This is a genomic window from Mycoplasmopsis caviae (assembly GCF_024498215.1).
GTDB classification, from domain to species: domain Bacteria; phylum Bacillota_I; class Bacilli_A; order Mycoplasmatales; family Metamycoplasmataceae; genus Mycoplasmopsis; species Mycoplasmopsis caviae.
In genome coordinates this window covers 24,115-41,206 of the sequence record NZ_CP101806.1, presented here as the reverse complement: position 1 = coordinate 41,206, position 17,092 = coordinate 24,115, and the positions used below count along the sequence as shown (strand labels likewise).

Annotated in this window: 11 protein-coding genes; 8 read left to right on the top strand and 3 right to left on the bottom strand. The window is 27.7% G+C overall.

The window, feature by feature from the left end; translation table 4 throughout:
* Positions 1 to 73: 73 nt before the first annotated feature.
* The 8 genes from dcm_N to NPA07_RS00100 all read left to right on the top strand — a co-directional run bounded on the left by dcm_N (position 74) and on the right by NPA07_RS00100 (position 14,687).
* On the top strand, positions 74 to 520 hold the full coding sequence (gene dcm_N / locus NPA07_RS00135; RefSeq protein ID WP_126118182.1) for a DNA (cytosine-5-)-methyltransferase N-terminal subunit: 447 nt from the start codon (positions 74 to 76) through the stop codon (positions 518 to 520).
* A complete protein-coding gene (gene dcm, locus NPA07_RS00130) occupies positions 444 to 1,301 on the top strand; it encodes a DNA (cytosine-5-)-methyltransferase (RefSeq protein ID WP_126118183.1) in 858 nt (285 codons plus the stop codon). The genes dcm_N and dcm overlap by 77 nt, the downstream gene beginning before the upstream one ends.
* Positions 1,288 to 2,529 carry an MAG4270 family putative restriction endonuclease gene (locus tag NPA07_RS00125; protein WP_126118184.1) on the top strand — a complete coding sequence of 414 codons (1,242 nt, stop codon included), beginning with the start codon at positions 1,288 to 1,290 and terminating at the stop codon, positions 2,527 to 2,529. The genes dcm and NPA07_RS00125 overlap by 14 nt, the downstream gene beginning before the upstream one ends.
* Positions 2,530 to 2,836: 307 nt before the next feature.
* Positions 2,837 to 4,999: a transglutaminase domain-containing protein gene (locus tag NPA07_RS00120; RefSeq protein WP_126118185.1), complete on the top strand. Its 2,163-nt coding sequence runs from the start codon at positions 2,837 to 2,839 to the stop codon at positions 4,997 to 4,999.
* Positions 5,000 to 5,021: 22 nt separating this feature from the next.
* Positions 5,022 to 7,352, top strand: coding sequence for a hypothetical protein (locus NPA07_RS00115; RefSeq protein ID WP_126118186.1), 2,331 nt, complete (start codon positions 5,022 to 5,024; stop codon positions 7,350 to 7,352).
* Between the two features lie 29 nt (positions 7,353 to 7,381).
* Positions 7,382 to 9,637, top strand: coding sequence for a hypothetical protein (locus tag NPA07_RS00110; protein WP_126118187.1), 2,256 nt, complete (start codon positions 7,382 to 7,384; stop codon positions 9,635 to 9,637).
* Positions 9,638 to 9,654: 17 nt separating this feature from the next.
* Positions 9,655 to 12,090 carry a transglutaminase domain-containing protein gene (locus NPA07_RS00105; RefSeq protein WP_126118188.1) on the top strand — a complete coding sequence of 812 codons (2,436 nt, stop codon included), beginning with the start codon at positions 9,655 to 9,657 and terminating at the stop codon, positions 12,088 to 12,090.
* A gap of 152 nt (positions 12,091 to 12,242) precedes the next feature.
* Positions 12,243 to 14,687, top strand: coding sequence for a transglutaminase domain-containing protein (locus tag NPA07_RS00100; protein ID WP_256553207.1), 2,445 nt, complete (start codon positions 12,243 to 12,245; stop codon positions 14,685 to 14,687).
* A gap of 674 nt (positions 14,688 to 15,361) precedes the next feature.
* On the opposite strand, the gene NPA07_RS00095 is transcribed toward NPA07_RS00100, so the two are convergent.
* From NPA07_RS00095 to NPA07_RS00085, 3 genes are read right to left on the bottom strand one after another with little or no spacing between them, the layout of a single operon-like run.
* Complete coding sequence (locus NPA07_RS00095) at positions 15,362 to 15,553, bottom strand: hypothetical protein (protein WP_256553072.1); 192 nt, start codon at positions 15,551 to 15,553, stop codon at positions 15,362 to 15,364.
* 18 nt (positions 15,554 to 15,571) lie between these two features.
* Positions 15,572 to 16,519, bottom strand: coding sequence for a DDE-type integrase/transposase/recombinase (locus NPA07_RS00090; protein WP_256553206.1), 948 nt, complete (start codon positions 16,517 to 16,519; stop codon positions 15,572 to 15,574).
* 59 nt (positions 16,520 to 16,578) lie between these two features.
* Positions 16,579 to 16,830, bottom strand: coding sequence for a hypothetical protein (locus NPA07_RS00085; RefSeq protein WP_256553133.1), 252 nt, complete (start codon positions 16,828 to 16,830; stop codon positions 16,579 to 16,581).
* Between the last annotated feature and the right edge of the window lie 262 nt (positions 16,831 to 17,092).

Sequence of the window (17,092 nt, the reverse complement as noted above, 5' to 3'; positions counted from 1 at the left end):
AAGTCAAGTCTAGCTCTATAAATTTAAAATGTTTTGCTTATTTTTCATATATAAAACGCGTTAAAATCTTTTTATGAAAAAAATTAGATTATTTGAAATCTTTTCAGGCATTGGTTCACAATACAAAGCACTGAAAAATCTGGAAAAGGAACTAAATTTTGAAACTGTTTCAATGGGTTCTTGTGATTTCTACATTGATGCAATCATTTCATATCAAATCATTCACTATGGAAAGTTAGAACCTGAAATTAATTTTAGCCACAATAAAAAGGCATCACTGCTTTCTAAATTCACCTTTAGTTCAGATAGCAAAAATGTTGTTAAGCAAAATTACTTTAACAAAATGAATGAGGATAAACTATCAAGAATATTTCCTTATTTATATTCTTTTGTCGATCATGAATACTTTAAAAAGGTTTATAGTGACAAAATTTTGCATTCTAATGGGGGGGTTGATTTCTGCTTCAAAGAAGCAAATCAAAAATCAAACAGATGTTACAAAACTAACAGTGCTACCTAAAAATATTGATATTCTAACATATTCATTTCCCTGTCAAGATCTTTCACAACAAGGTAAACAACGTGGTTTAGGTAAAGGCACAAGAAGTGGACTATTATTTGAAATTGAAAGAATACTTAAAAGCAATATTGATAGACTACCAAAAGTTTTAGTTCTTGAAAATGTTAAGGCTTTATCAACACGAAAATTCATAAATGATTTTAATAATTGAATCAGTGTTCTTGATTCAATTGGATATAAAACAGAGTGAAAAGTTGTTAATTCAATTGATTTTGGTAGTTATCAAAATAGAGAAAGGGTTTTTGCAATTTCAACTTTAGGAAAGAGTTTATTTAAGTTTCCAAAACCAATAAAGAACAATAAAAATCTAGGTGACTTAATTACCTTTGACAAGTCTGCACCAACACTTGATAATCTTCTAAAATATAATAGGACACCTTTTACCAGAAGTTCTAAAAATATAACAAAGTCAAGATTGCTAGGCTATACTAATTTCAACTCCGAAGCATATTTATACTTACCAGTAGGACTTGGTCCAACATTAACTGCTTCAGGTGCTAATAGTAGACTTAAATTTTATTTTGAAAATGAAAACAAAATTCAATCGATTAATTCAATCACAGCATATCAGTATATGGGATTTGATAAAGAAGATGCAGTTAAGGTTAAAGAAACTAACCTAATAAATGAGAATAAAATGATTTTTACTTGCGGAAATTCAATATCAGTTGAAGTTCTTGAGGCTATTTTTAAGGAGATAATTAAAAATGACCTGAGATAATTTTGCAATTGAAAACTGCACAAAATATAGTTTTGACTTCAAATCCAAAAACTACTATGATGAAAAAAGTAATAGTGCAAAGTTCAAGGGTAATATTGATTTACTTATTGATGATTCTAGTGATTGTGTGCTTTATTTTCAAGTCAAATTTAGTGAACTTTGAATTGATTTGTGTACCACTGAATCTTGATTTAAAAATAAAAATTCAAACTTTAAATTAAGAGAAAATTTATTTAATTTTATAAATGAAAAGTTGAAACTTAATCTAAAACAAATTAACCGAAAGGACTATTTTATAGGCAATCAAGTAAGAAATATGACTTACAAACTAAATCAAAATGAGTGCAAAATTGTAAATGAATGATTCGAGAAGAACTACAACAGCACTCTTAAAAACATTGTTTCAATACTTAAAGGAAACAATGTTGGTGGTTCTTTTTTGCACCCTAGTTCAGCTGAACTTATTTGAGATTCTGATGAATCACTTAAAGAAAGCGAATACTATAGTTTGAATTTAATTATGTTTTTGGATGCTATTACATTTAAAAATCAAAGGCAAAATAAATTTGATATATTAAACTTTAAAAATGAGCATGCAAAGCCAATAATTAACTGAATTAAGAAAATTAAGACAGACAATAAAAACGGGTTATTTGAATATTTCAACTTTCTAAAACAAAACGAAAACACCGATAAAAGCAATGATAAAAACTTTAGGAATTGGATACAAGATATCTATAATAAAAATAGTCATTCAGCAAAAGTTAACTATTGGATTAGAGAGCTAATCAATAAGGAAAGAAGCAAAGTTTCAACTATTAACATTAATGTTTTTGAAAAATATCAAAATAGTGAAAATGCACATATCTATCCAGTAAGCAAAATTAAAATTGAATTAGAGAGTGAACTTAAGAAACTAAAGAATTATTCAACATTAATTCGTAATGATATTTTAGTTAAAGCGAGAAAATTTGGCTCATTAAAAATGATTAACGATGAAAATAATTTACTAAATTTATGTCCAAATATACATACAATTTTCGATAAAAATATGTTTTATTATGATGAAAAAGGTCAAATTGTTATAAATAATATTGCTCTAATTCATTCAAATGATTTAAAAATGATTAAAGAATATTATTCAAAAATTCCTGAAAAATATATGAACAAAGAGAGAAAAAAATACATTAAGTTAAGGAATAAAATAAGTTTGAATAAATGTGTTTAATTGTCCAATAGTCCTGTTTTATAGGTTTTTTAGAAAAATAAAATAAATTGTTTTTTTCTTCCTAAATTTAAAAGGAAAAACTTTTCTTTACTTTAAAAAAATATATAGCACAAGCACAAAAGAATTTTATCTATATGATTTTGTGCATCAAACAAATATAAAAATCTTTCTTTTAGTTTCTTAAATTGAAGGATTTTTTTAAATTTTATTTTACTAACCTTTGTCATTCGTTTTTAGGCTTCATATATATAATATTAATATTTATTATAATAATTAATATCAATAGTAATTTATAAGGCGGTATATTTTGAAAAAGAGACGACATTTGTTGTATTTATCAATGTGTTCATTTTTGCCTATTTTCATTAGTCAATCATGCAACAAAACCGATAATAAACCTACTAATTCCCTCAATCACAGCAATCAAATAAATAAAACCGAACCTAAAAAAGAATCTAAGCCTTGAATAGAATTAACACCAGCAAAAACCACTAATCCAACTTCTTCAAGTAATAATGTTATAGAGACCATTAACGAAAAATTCATACCAAACTGAATTGATCCTAAATTAGAACTTAAAGAATTGAAAGAAAAGATTTGAAACCTCAAACACAATTATGGTTTTGTAAATTCAGTCAAAAATCTTAATGCTGAGTCAATTTCATTAAGCAAAGGTAAGGCTTTTCAAATTACATTAGATAATCAAAATTTGAAACCTAATGAAATTGATCTATTTATTAAACACAACGGGCATATTCATACATTAGATGAATACAATAACCTTGCATCACGAAAATTAAATATTTCAAACACAGGTTTTATCACTTGCATTGAAAATTCACCAAGTAGTTGAATGAATGATTATGACGATTATTTGTGAATCAGGGAGAAATCAACTAATAGTTATTTTTCTCTAAAGGTAACTGTTAAAAAAGTGGATCAAGCTTATCTTGAAGCATTCATTGAAAAAGGCGAAGAACATTTTAAAAGAATAGCTACTTATTTTGCAAACATTGATAATAAAGTTGACAGACTGCTTGCTATTAAAAATTATGTTTTAGATCTTATTGATTATGATTTTAAAAATACACGTGTAGGCAAAATTGAACAAGACTACTTTGCAATAATTGAGAAAAAAGGTGTTTGTGCCGCTTATACAAAATTAATTAATAGAATTGCAAACTATTCTGGTTTAGAAGATATCTTTTATAACTACGGAAATATTAGAAGAGGCGAAAATTTAGGAAGCATTTATGGTGCAACTCATGCTTGAAATAAGGTAAAAATTGATGGACATTGATATTATTTAGATGCAACTTGAAGCGACTCAGCAGGTGTTAAAGCATATCGTGGGAAAAATGATATGAACTACTTTTTGCTTAATAGTGCTGATATGCAAAAATCAAGAGATGGAATTATTGATTCTGGTCTAAATCCAAAAGATTATAAGTTTTATCCTTTTATCAAAGAAGGAACTTATGCAAATAATATTGATGAAGTTAAAAAATCAATAAGGAACCAGATTTTATCATCATCAAATAAAAATAATTATTATAATTTTTCACTTGTTTATCCAGAAAATTTACATCAACAAGTTCTTGGTTTAATTGGAAACAGTAACATAAGAAATATGAAATTATTTGGACATATTTATGCAAGAATAACAACAAGCACTTCATTATTAGCAACAATTTTTAGTGATTTAAATTTTACAAATATTCAAAATGTTGAAGTTAAAAGTGTAAGTTTTGTTAACAACAATTCTCTTGAAGTAACTTTTAGCCAAGAAGTTAAAAACCTTAGTCAAAACTCATTTAAATTAACATTTCTCGATACTCTTGGTGTTGAAATACCTTATGCAGATATTGAAAAATTTGAAATTTCTGAAGGTGGCAAAAAAGTTAAATTAACATTTAAAAATCAAATTAACTTAGACCACATTAATAATGCTAATATAAATTTATCAATCAGTGTTTTAGGTTACAATTTTGATTTTAAGAATTCTCAAAATTACTTAAGTTACCATAAAAATTCATTGGCAAATGTGCCAATTGAATATTCAATTCTACAAGGCACAAAAGCACAATTTAAAAATATAACCGCCGATTCAATTTATTCATTAGACAATGGTAAAAAATGACATAAGGTTAATAGTGATCTAATAATTGATGTTGGTTTAGTTGGGGATAATATATTAATTCAAAAAGTTGACAATACGACCAAAAGAACAATAAGCATTCAAAAAATTCCACTAAAAAGATATAATTTGTTTTCTACTCCAACATTTACAAATGACAAAAAATTTATTGTAAATGTTAATAACCTAATGGAATATAAAATTGACAATGAAGAGGTTTGACACTCTGTTACAAAAAATTATATTGAGGTTAAAGACCCTAACAAAAAATATAAGGTTAGATTTAAAGCAGATATAAACAATAAAATCTTTGCTTCAGGGTCGAAGAAATAAAAGATAACTAGGAAACGATAATATGAAAAAGAAAAAAATATTGCTTACTCTATCAATAGGTACAGGTTTCCCTGTACTTATTAGTGCTTCTTGTGGTACTAAAGTTTATAATAATCCTAATCAGCCAAATAATCCAACAGGAGACCTAACACCTACAACAAAAAGACAAAACCAATCAAATCCAAATCAACCTGTAAATCCTACTGATACATCAACAAAACAGAATGATCCTTTAGTAACACCTACCCCTGCGAATCCAACTAAAAAGAATCAACAAGATCCACCAAAAACAGGTGGCATCAAATTAACCGAAATATTGCCTTCAACCCCTATTAATCCAACTCCTAATAATTCAGGCCAAAATTTTGAACCTTACAAAAAAGAGCTGCTTCCTAATTGAATAGATCCAAACTTGCCTACTCAACAATTAAAAGATAAGTTAACTTATTTAAAACATAATTATGGCTTTGTTGATTCAAATAAGAGACTTAATTCAGATAAAATTTCACTAAGAAGTGGCAAGAGTTTTCAAGTTAAGTTAGCAAACCAAGAATTAAATAAGAATGAACACGATATTTTTATAAAACATGGTGGTCAAGTCTATACACTAGATGAATATAATGCACTAGATTCAAATGAAGCATATTTAACAATTAGTGAGAGAGGATTAGTAACTTGTAAACCAAACATACCAGATACTAACCGTGATTATAGTGATGGCTTAATAGTAAGAGAAAAATCATCAAACAATTATTTTTCTCTTCATGTAGATGTGCATTGCAACAAAGAACGTGAATATGATGAAGTTATTGAAAATGGAGAAGCTAAATTCAAAAGAATTTCAATGTACTTTACTTCAATCGAGGACAAAGTTGAGAGATTGTTAAGAATTAACAATTTTTTGATGGATTATATAACTTATGATCCTTGAAGAGCAAATAACTATTACAAAGAACAAGATTACTTTGGAATAAATAATAGCAGAGCTGCTTGAGATGGTTATTCAAGAATGGTAGCTAGAATTGCTGGTTATTCAGGTATGAAGGATGTTTTATGGTCTGGAGATTGACTTAAAACTAATGGTGGCAGACCTGTTGCCTACCATACTGAAAAGCATGCATGAAACAAAGTAAAAATAGATAATCATTGATATTACTTAGATACAACATGAGATGATTCAGATTATAGAGGGGCATATAAAGGGAAATATGATATGTATTACTTCCTTATCAAAGGACAGGAAATGAGCGAATCAAGAGAAGGTATTGTAGATACTCCTGATGAAGCAAAAGAATATAAACTATATCCATTTCAAAAAGAGAATGCATACTTTGATTCGATAGATAAAATGTGAAATTCAATCAAAAGACAGGTTATCACAAGCAAACCAGACAACAATGGAAAATATACAATTTCACTGGTGTACCCACAATCATTGAGAGATTCAGTAAACGATAAAATCGGAAGACTTCCAAATGAATATACAAGTTTTTTTGGAAATATTTTTAGAAAAACAAGCAGGTCAGTTCAAAATTTAAAACATTTTGATGCACTAAAAGATTTAGATTTTGAGAGTTCTCAAAATGTTAAGGTATCAAATGCTAAATTCACAAAAAATAAACTTGAATTAACTTTTGATAAAGAAGTTAAGGACATAGATTCAGATTGCTTCAAACTAACTTATAAAGACGAAACAGGTGTTTTGATTAATTATGCAGATATTGAAAAAATTGAGAAATTAAATGATAATAAGAAAATTATTTTATCTTTCAAAAACATTATTAATTTAAGTCATATTCAAAATGCAAAAGTTAACTTAGAAATTGCCTGTTTAGGAAACAATTTTGAATTTGAAAACAATCAAAATGAACTTTCTATTGAAAATGAAAATACAATTGCACCTGAAGTAAATTATTCTATTATTGATGGTCGCTATGTAAAACTTGATAACTTTGGTAAGTTTAAGGTAAAGTATGCTTTATCAAATAATGAAATAATTAAAGGGTTAGACTGAACCGACTATACTCCTAATTCGGCTTTTGATGTAGGTCCACTTTACGAGTGCTTCCACATACAAATTATTGAACCATCAACAAATAAGGTTTTAGGTATTCAAAGTTTTGATATAAAAAGATTTGGCTCATTTTTAGAACCACAATTAACAAATGATAAAAAATACATTGTAAATGTTAATAATTTAATGGAATATAGCGTTGGTAATTCAGGTTATTGACAACCAGTAACAAAAAGTTATATTGATGTGACAGAACTTAATGCAAAATATAAATTTAGATTTAGAGCTGATAACATAAACAAAATATTTAGTTCAGATATAAAAGAAATGAACTTTTAGAAATCATAATGATTTCAGGGAATGATATTATGAAGAAGAAGAGATTACTTATTGGATTTTCATTTGGTTTAGCACTGCCAACCTTTGTTAGTTCATCTTGTGGTACTCAGGTTAAAAATTTACCTAATGACCCAAATAATCCAAATACATCAGTGCCATCAACTCCACTAACACCAGCAAAAGTGTATCCAAAACCTCATACGCTAAAACCTGCGACACCTGTTAAAAAAGATCAACCTGCACCTGACCAAGGTAAACCGTGAGTTTCCCTTATACCATCTAAACCATATAATCCCAATCCACCAATTAGTAAGCCAAATATTACTATAAATCCTTTGAATAAGGAAAAATTACCAAACTGAATTGACCCAAATTTGACCACTGCACAATTAAAGGACAAGTTATTATACTTTAAACACAATTACGGTTTTGTTGATACAAACAAAAGATTAAACGCAGAAAAAATTTCTTTAAGAAAAGGTAAGGAATTTCAAATTAAATTAGGTAACCAAAATCTTAATGAAAGTGATACCGAGGTTTTTGTAAAACATGATGGAAATGTTTATACATTAGATGAGTATAATGCTTTGGCTTCAAAATTGCTAACAGTTTCAAAAACAGGTTTAATAAAATGTAATGAAAATTGTTCTTTCAATAATTCAGAAGATTATATTGATGGTATTTGAATAAAGGAAAAATCTACAAACAATTACTTTTCTCTTAGTGTAAATGTATTAAACACAGAAGATGCTGAAACTGATGAAATGGTTGAAAAAGGTGACGAAGCATTTAAACGTATTGCTAATTACTTCACAAGCATCGAAGACAGAGTTGAAAGAATTCTGGCAATTAATAACTTTGTAATGAACGCCTTAAAATATAACATGAAGAGAGTTGGTCGAAAAAATCAAGATTACTTTGGTATTAATGAATTAATTGCCACTTGCGAAGGCTACTCAAGAATGGTTCAAAGAATTGCAAGTTATTCAGGCTTTGAAGATATTGAATTACAAGAAGATTGATTAAAACCTAAATCAGACAGACACGCTTGAAACAAAGTAAAAATTGATGGTCATTGATATTATTTAGATACAACATGAAATGATGATGAAAACAAGAAAGTTTATAGAGGCAAAAATGAAATGACAACTTTCTTGCTTAAAGGTCAATTGATGAGTAAATCGCGTTTTGGTGTTCAAGACACAGCAGATGAAGCTAAGGAATATAGACACTATCCTTTTGAAAAAGATGGTTTAATGGTTAATGAATTTAATGACTTACATAAAGTAATGAAGATGCAAATTATATCTGGGTGTAGAAGCAAGGATAATAAATATTCAATTGGCTTAGTATATCCTGTTTCATTGATGCAAAGTATCGACCAGGAGCTTGGTAATGGACTTAGGTTGCGTGAAGGTGCTGCTGAACATGGTTATTTTTATAGACATACAATGAGATCAATAAACTTGCTTAAGCAAAAATTCACTGATTTAGATTTTGACAAGAATGAAGAAATTAAAATTCTTAGTGCTAAATTAATTAATGAAAACAAAGTTGAATTTACCTTTGATAAAAAAGTTGATGGCTTTATTAAGGAATGTTTCAAACTAACTTTCAAAGATGCAACAGGTGTTGAATTACGCTATGGCGATGTAGATAAATTTGAAACTTCTGGTGAAGGCAAAAAGGTTACCTTAAGTCTAAAAAACACAATTAACCTAAGCCATATTCAAAACGCAAAAATTAATTTTGAAATTAATCGTCTAGGTTACACTTTCACTTTTGTAAACAATAAGAATGAAATAGATTTCTCAAGTAGTTATAAAAACCACACTCCTGCTCAATATATTATTGAAAGTGGTCGCCGTGTTAAATTTGAAAATACTACTAACATAATAAAATACGCATTTATTGATTGAAAAATAAATAAGAGCGTAAAATGAAATAATTATGTCCCTGGTACAAGTTTTGATGTTGGTCCACTTAATGAATACTTACTTGTTCAAAGTATAGATCCTACAAGTGGCAAGGTTTTTAGTATTCAACGTTTTGCTATTACAAGGTTTAGTTCATTTTTAGAACCACAACTATCGGCTGATAAAAAATATATAACTAATGTAAGCAACATAATGGAATATAACATTGAAGGTACGCACGAATGACATCCTGTAACTAATGGTTATATTAAAGTTGAATATCCAGGTCAAAAATATAAAATTCGATACAAGTCAAGCAATGAATATAAACTTTATAGTTCAGATATAAAGGAACTCGACACCAAATAAATCCAAGAAATGATATTATGAAAAAGAAAAAGATATTAATTACTCTGTTGCCATGTGTCGCTTTGCCTATATTAATTAGTGCTTCATGTGGTAATAAAGTTTATAATGATCCTGATCAACCAAATATTTTGGCTGAAACACCACTAATAAAACTAAGGCCTGCTAAAAAAATAGATCAATCAACTCCAACTCCTAGTCAACCAAATAATTCTCCAACTGAAAAGAAAAAACAGAAAGACCCAACACCTAAGCAGCCAACTAGCCCAATTGAAGTTAAAAAAACAAAATTAACTCCTGCTATTCAACACACTCCTGCAAGCAGGCTGACCCCTGCTAAAAAGGTAAGTGTTCCAAAACCAAATATAGATCAAAAAATTAGTAATAACGCGACATTACAAAATAGTCAACTACCAAACTTTATTGACTCTAGTGCATCTAATGAAACTATAAAAAGCAAGTTAATTAACTTGGATATTAATGGTGGTTTTATTAATACTGATGAAAGATTAAATACAGATTTTTTAGTTCTTAAAAAAGATGATAAATTCCAACTTAAATTTGGTAATAGTAATATTTTATTAGGCGACTTTGACATCCTTATACGCGATGGACAAGAAATAAAAACTCTTGCTGAATTTCAACAAAATAGTAATAAATTTTTTGATATTGATAATACTGGTCAAATAATAGGATTAAGAAGCATTGATAATAAAAGCGATAGTATATATGATCATTTAATTTGACTAAAACATAAGAAAAGCAATAGTTACTTTTCAATTGGTATAAAAATGGAAAGTGATAAAACTGCCGAAAGAGAAAGATTAGGTAATCTATCATATCAAAACATTAAAAAGATTGCTTCTTATTTTTCAAACATTGAAGATGAAGTTGAAAAGTTATATGCTATTAACAATTATGTAAGCGACTTTTTAACCTATGATTTAAATACCTATGAAAAAACATTTCAACTTTTTGGTGCAGCAGCACTAAGAAAAGCAGTCTGTGATGGTTATGCTAGATTATTTCATCAATTAGCTACTTTTGCTGGTTTTGAAAATGTTTTATATGCTACTGGAGATATTTTAGGTGAAAAAGCCAAAGAAATCATTAAGTCAGGTCAAATTGTCTATCATGCTTGAAACTATGTTAAATTGAAAGATGGTTGATATTTAATAGACCCTACTTGAAACCAAAATAAATTTCCATGACATAGAAATAAATATAGAACTAATTACTTTTTAGCTAGACCTACTGATATGAAACTAATTAGAGTAATAAAACAAGAGTTTCTTGACAACTCAGCAAAAAAAGATCTTAGAAGTTTTGCTTATGAAAAAGAAGGCAAATTTTTAAGTAGTAGTGATCTTGGCATAGAACCTGATGACACTTCTGATATTGAGAAATTTTTAAGAAAACAGGTTCTTAATCCTACTATTGAAAACGATAATTATGTTTTTACTTTAATATTTAAGAAAGTTTTATATAACAACATTAGCAATAAACTAAGAAAATATCTTGGCCTTAGTAGATTATATGGCTCTCATAATAAAGTTACTTATGATGAAGAAAATGGTTATGTTTGCCTAAGGGTTAAATTGACTAAGGATGAAGTTGCTTCAAAATTTGCGGACCTAAATATTAATAATCCTACAAGCGTTAATGTTACAGAAGCAAAATTCATTAGTAATAAAGAAATCAATGTTACATTATCATCACCTGTTGAAAATTTGACAAAAGAAAACTTTAAATTGAATGTTAAAGATTCCTTTAATGTTACAATGAACTTTGCTGATGTTGATGAAATAGTGAAGAGCAATGATAATAAGACATATGCTTTAAAATTGAAAAATATTGTAAATTTAGTTACAGAGCAAAGTGCTTTAGTTGATTTAGGCATATCTCATCCAAGTTATCAATTTAACTTTAATAATGCTAATAATATACTTAAGCCAATTCAAGTTTGAGCAAGTGAACCCAAAATTACTTATGAATTTATTAAGAATAAAGAAATTAAGTTTTCAGGTTTTACAAGCAATACTTACTATTCAATAAATAATGGTCTAAATTGATTCAAAATGCCTGAAAATGGAATAATTGATTTTAAAATAGAACCAAAAATATTATTTTTTGAAAAAGGTACTAACGGTGCTTTTTCATCAAAAGTAAGCGATGAAGTTTATCTTAGACAATATAAACAACCTTGAAAAATTAGCGTTGTTAACAGTAAGCAAATTGTTGGTGTAAACAATATGATGGAATACTGCATTGGTTATTCTGTTGATGAAACAGTTGATGGTACAACGACAAAGAAATGATATCCAAGCGATGAATGACATCAAGTAAAAAATAATCATATTAATATTGAACACCCTGGATCAGTTTACTTTGTAAGGGTAAAATCAAACCAAGCACTTGGTCTTGCTTGTTCAGATTCAGTTCATGTTACAACATAAAAATAAAAATTATTAACAATCAAATTTACCAAAACAACTGTTTTATAGTTTTTTTGGTAAATTTTTGACTGACCAATAATCTTTAAAAAATTTCTTTTTTAACGATAAAGTAATTATAATTAATATATAGAATGGAAAATGAGAATGATATTATGAAAAAGAAAAAAATATTAGTTGCCTTATTACCAAGTGTTGTACTACCAATATTCATTAGTTCATCATGTGGTTCAGGTATTAAGAATGTGCCAAACCAACCAGGTGTTTCAACTGAAACTGAGGCAATAAAACTAAAGCCTGCTAAGAAGATTGACAAACCAAAACCTAATACAACTCCAAATCAGCCATCTACTCCTGTAGGAAAAATTAGCCCTGCAATGACACTAACTCCTGCTAAGAAGATTGACAAACCAAAACCTAATACAACTCCAAATCAGCCTTCTAATCCAAATGTTGTTAGCACTCCTGCAAGTAGGTTAACACCGGCTAAACCTATTTTTACTGTACCTAATATTGATTGAAAAATTAATAATACTGCTACAATAGAAAATAGTAAATTACCTAATTACATAGATCAAAATGCTACAAGCCAAGAAATAAAAAATAAACTTGCTAAATTAGATTTAAATGGTGGTTTTATAAATTCAACTGTTTCACTTAATACAGACTTTGTGAAAATTAAAAAAGATGATTCATTCCAATTAAAATTTGGTGACACAAACCTTTCACTAAATGATTTTGATGTTTTTATTAAAAATGGTCAAAATATAGAAACCCTTGATGAATTTAAACAAAATGCAAATAGAGAATTCGATATTGAAAATAATGGTTTAATTAAAGGTTTGAAAAATAATACAAATTGAACTGATTCTGTATATGACTACCTAGTTTGATTAAAAAATAAGCAAACGAACAATTACTATTCAGCTGCTATAAAAGTTCATGGTGATCAATCGGCGGATTGAGAAGAAAAGAGCATTAAGACATATGCAAATATTAGAAAAATCGCTTCTTATTTCTCAAATATTGAAGATAAGATTGAAAGAATGCTTGCAATAAACAACTATATAGTAGATTACATAACATACGATTTGGATAGTATGACTAAATACAAGCAACTCCATGCGGCGGCTGGATACAGGAGAGCCGTTTGTGAGGGTTTTGCAAGATTTTTTCAAAGTCTAACAATAAATTCAGGTTTTGATGATGTTGTATATGCTGATGGAAATATAATCAAGGATACACCTGAATTATCAAAACAAAATAATACAACTGCTCATGCATGAAATTATGCTTTAATTGATGGTAAATGATACTTAATTGACACAACATGAAATCAAACTGAACAACCATGACATAGAAATAAATATGAAACAAATTATTTCTTAGCAAGACCAAGCGATATGGTAAAGCAAAGAGAAATTAGAAAAAATATTCTTGATAAAGGTGGTGCAAAGGATTTAAGGTATCTTGTCTATGAAAAAGAAGGAACATTTGTAAATGGCGATAAATTAAATTTTGATCCTGCAGACACTTCAGACATTCATGCAATACTTAAAAACCAATTAATGAAACCATATATTAAAGATGGTAAATATCATTTTAGACTCATTTTTAAAGATACTTTATATTTTTCAATGCTTTCTAGACTAAAAAATTATATTGGTTTTGATCATGAATGATTCAATAATGGAAAGGCTTATTATCACACAAACAATAAATATCATTGCATAATTCTTAAACTATCAAAAGAAGAGGTAGCAAGCAAATTTAGCGATCTTAATATTAACAATCCAACTACTATAAACATTACTGATGCAAAATTTATCAATCAAAAAGAAATACAAGTTACATTTAACAATTCTGTTGCTAATCTTGTAAAAGAAAACTTCTCTCTTAATTTCACAGACACCTTTGGAATTACAATGAATTTTGCAAACATTGATGAAATCAAAACAACTGATAATAAAACATATACCATTAAATTAAGAGATGTGTTGAATCTTGTTACAGAAAAAAATGCAAAAATTGATTTAAACATAACACACCCAAGTTACCAATTTAATTTTAATAATCAATCTAACAAATTAGCACTAATTCAAAATCATCTTAATTCACCTGATATTAAGTACTCAATAGAAGGAAATAAAAAAGTTAAATTTAGTGGTTTTACCAACAATACATATTATTCATTAAACAATGGATTCAATTGGTACAAGATGCCGGCTGACGGAATACTAACACTAAAAATTGAAACTGATTTTTGAGTTGCTGAAAGAAGTACAAACGGTTCTTTCTCATCAGAAATTAGAAGCCTAGTAAATTTCAGACAATATAAACAACCTAGAAATTTAAAGGTAATAAACAAGAAACAAATTGTTGGTGTAAACAATATGATGGAATATTGTATTGGTTATCTTCATGAAATAAATAACAATGGAGAAATAATAAAAACCTGAAGACCAAATGAACAATGACATTCAGTAACAAATAATCACATTAATGTTGAACACCCAGACAGTGTGTATTTTGTAAGAGTAAAATCAAATCCTGCTTTAAATATACTTTGTTCAGATGCTGAACAAGTAGCAATTAAATAATTTAAAAACGGAAGCAATTTGTAATTTTCTGCTTCTGGTTTTTGTTTGCACTTTGATCATAAAAGGTCAAAAATTGTTACACTTTTGTAAAAATTAATGAAATATTTTTACACTTTTTTTGCTTAAAATTTAATTTTTCCCCTTTAAAACAGGCTTTTTGGTAAAAAGGTCTCGTTTTTTTTTTTTTTTTTGTTAAGAAATTGAATTTTTGATAATTTTCTTCTATTTTGTCCAATTTTTAAGGTTGTAAAAATTATAGCCAAAACACATAAAAGTTTGGCTATTTTTTTAACTAAAACAGCAAAAAATGTGTTATTTTTTTGTTTTTGTGTGTACAACATTAAGGTTTACCGCATTTTTAAATGTTAAATTACATTTTTTAAAATTTTGCATATTAAAACATACAACATCATTAAGAAGTTGCTTTTAATTAATTCATTTTGTCTTCAATCCTAAAGTTTTTTCATAACTTTTGGGGATTGACATCATTTGTTAATTTCTTTTAAATATTCTTCAATCAACAAATAAATTGTTGATTGAAATAAAAAATAACTTATTTAATAAGTATTGAGCCGTTGGCTCTTATTAAGACCTGTCGGTCTTAAGAAGCAAAACTTCTTTTTGTCTTGCTAAGACAGGCTTTCTTCTTTTTAAAAAGAAGAAACAAGAAAAACTTACTTAAATGATTTGTAATTAGCGTCAATAAATTCCTTCATTTCTTTTGTAATATCATTTAACTTTTCAAGATTTTCACTTAATAGTTTTTTAATAAATTCAATGTCTTTATTGTTTGGGTTTGCAGAATTCTTAAATATATTTTCAAGTTTTTCAAATGTACTGGATGTTCATGTTCTATTATGAAGCATGGTTTTAATTGTAGGCTCTTACACCTTGATGTTGTGGATCAAGATTTTTGATATTGCATATACATCGATTGCACTCAATTCGTTTCCTTTCGGTACTCTGGCTTCATATTTTCTTTTCCCCTCAACAAAGAATAATTTATTTTCAGGAGTTACCATAAGCTTTGCCTCTCCACTTTCAAACATAGAAACCCTAGCGCCATTATTATCAAATGGAGCAAGATATTTGTTGTCATATCTCACAGTATGATTAACTATTTTTCTTTTAATTACAAGATTCATCTCTTCTTCAAAAATTTCAGTATTTGGCTTTCTAAAAACATTTGATTTTTTACTTACTGCTTCGGCCTTTTTAAATTGTTTGTTGTATTCATCAATTAAAAGTTCAATTTTTCCCAAAAAGTCTTCAAAACAGTTGATTCCGTTTGTATGAAAGAATGTTCCTATTCATCTTTGCAATGTTCAAAATGATCTTTCAACATTTGGTTTTGCCTTTGGATTGCTGCTTGTTATAAGTTCAATTCCTCTTGCATTTAGTGCTTCTTCCATAGCTGTTCTTGTACTATCTGAACCTCAAAAAGTTCTTCTTCTATCCGTTATTATTACTTGTGGAATGCCATACCTTTTAAATAATTGTGTTAGAAGATTTTGATATCCAATTGTTGTTTCCTCAATGTCAATTCAGATTGCTAACAAACTTTTTGTTGCCGCATCAACAGCATTATAAATATGGTACTTCTTACTTTCTCCAAAAAGATGAAGTGGTGTTGCATCAATTTCAATAATTTGCCCAAAATCATAGTCAGAACTTTTATTTTGGTAAACACCTTTTAATGGATTTTTATTTAGAATTTTTTCATAAATTTTAATAAACTGTGCCTCGATTTTAGAAATATCTTGACCGTTTTCTAAAAACATTCTTCTTCTCTTAGCTCATTTTTTACTTTTCTCGTTGCATATGAACTGCAATAACCAAGTCTAAGCATTCTTTTATAAAAGGTAGTGAAAGGCAACAATTTTTTTCATCATTAGTAAGGCTCATTATTGTAAAAATGCAACAAGGCTACACTAAGATCACCTTTTGATATTTTCTCAATATGTTCCACTAATTCATAATATCTATTAGTTAAATCAATAATAACTGAATCACTTACTTTCACACCCCTAAGTTTATTTTTATTACCATGTGATATACTGATTGCATCTTGGTTATTTGTAGATGCAATCAATATTTGATTTCTATATCTTTTAATTGTTTTTGTTGATGTTCTACAACCCAATTTTCCTAATATTTTTGATATTTCGGCATTTGGTCTATTTCAATATTGTTGAATTTTTTAAATCTAAAATTTTTTTATCTTCATAATCAGTTGTTTTACCTGTATCAACTGCTTGAAATCTGGTTTTAATTACAAGATTTTCCATAATTTAAATTCTCCTTTTTTAAAATAATAATTGAAACCTAAAAATGGACAAAATAAAAGATAAAAACAGGGTGGACAAAATAAAATAAAACCATTATTTTTTTGTTAAGAAATTGAA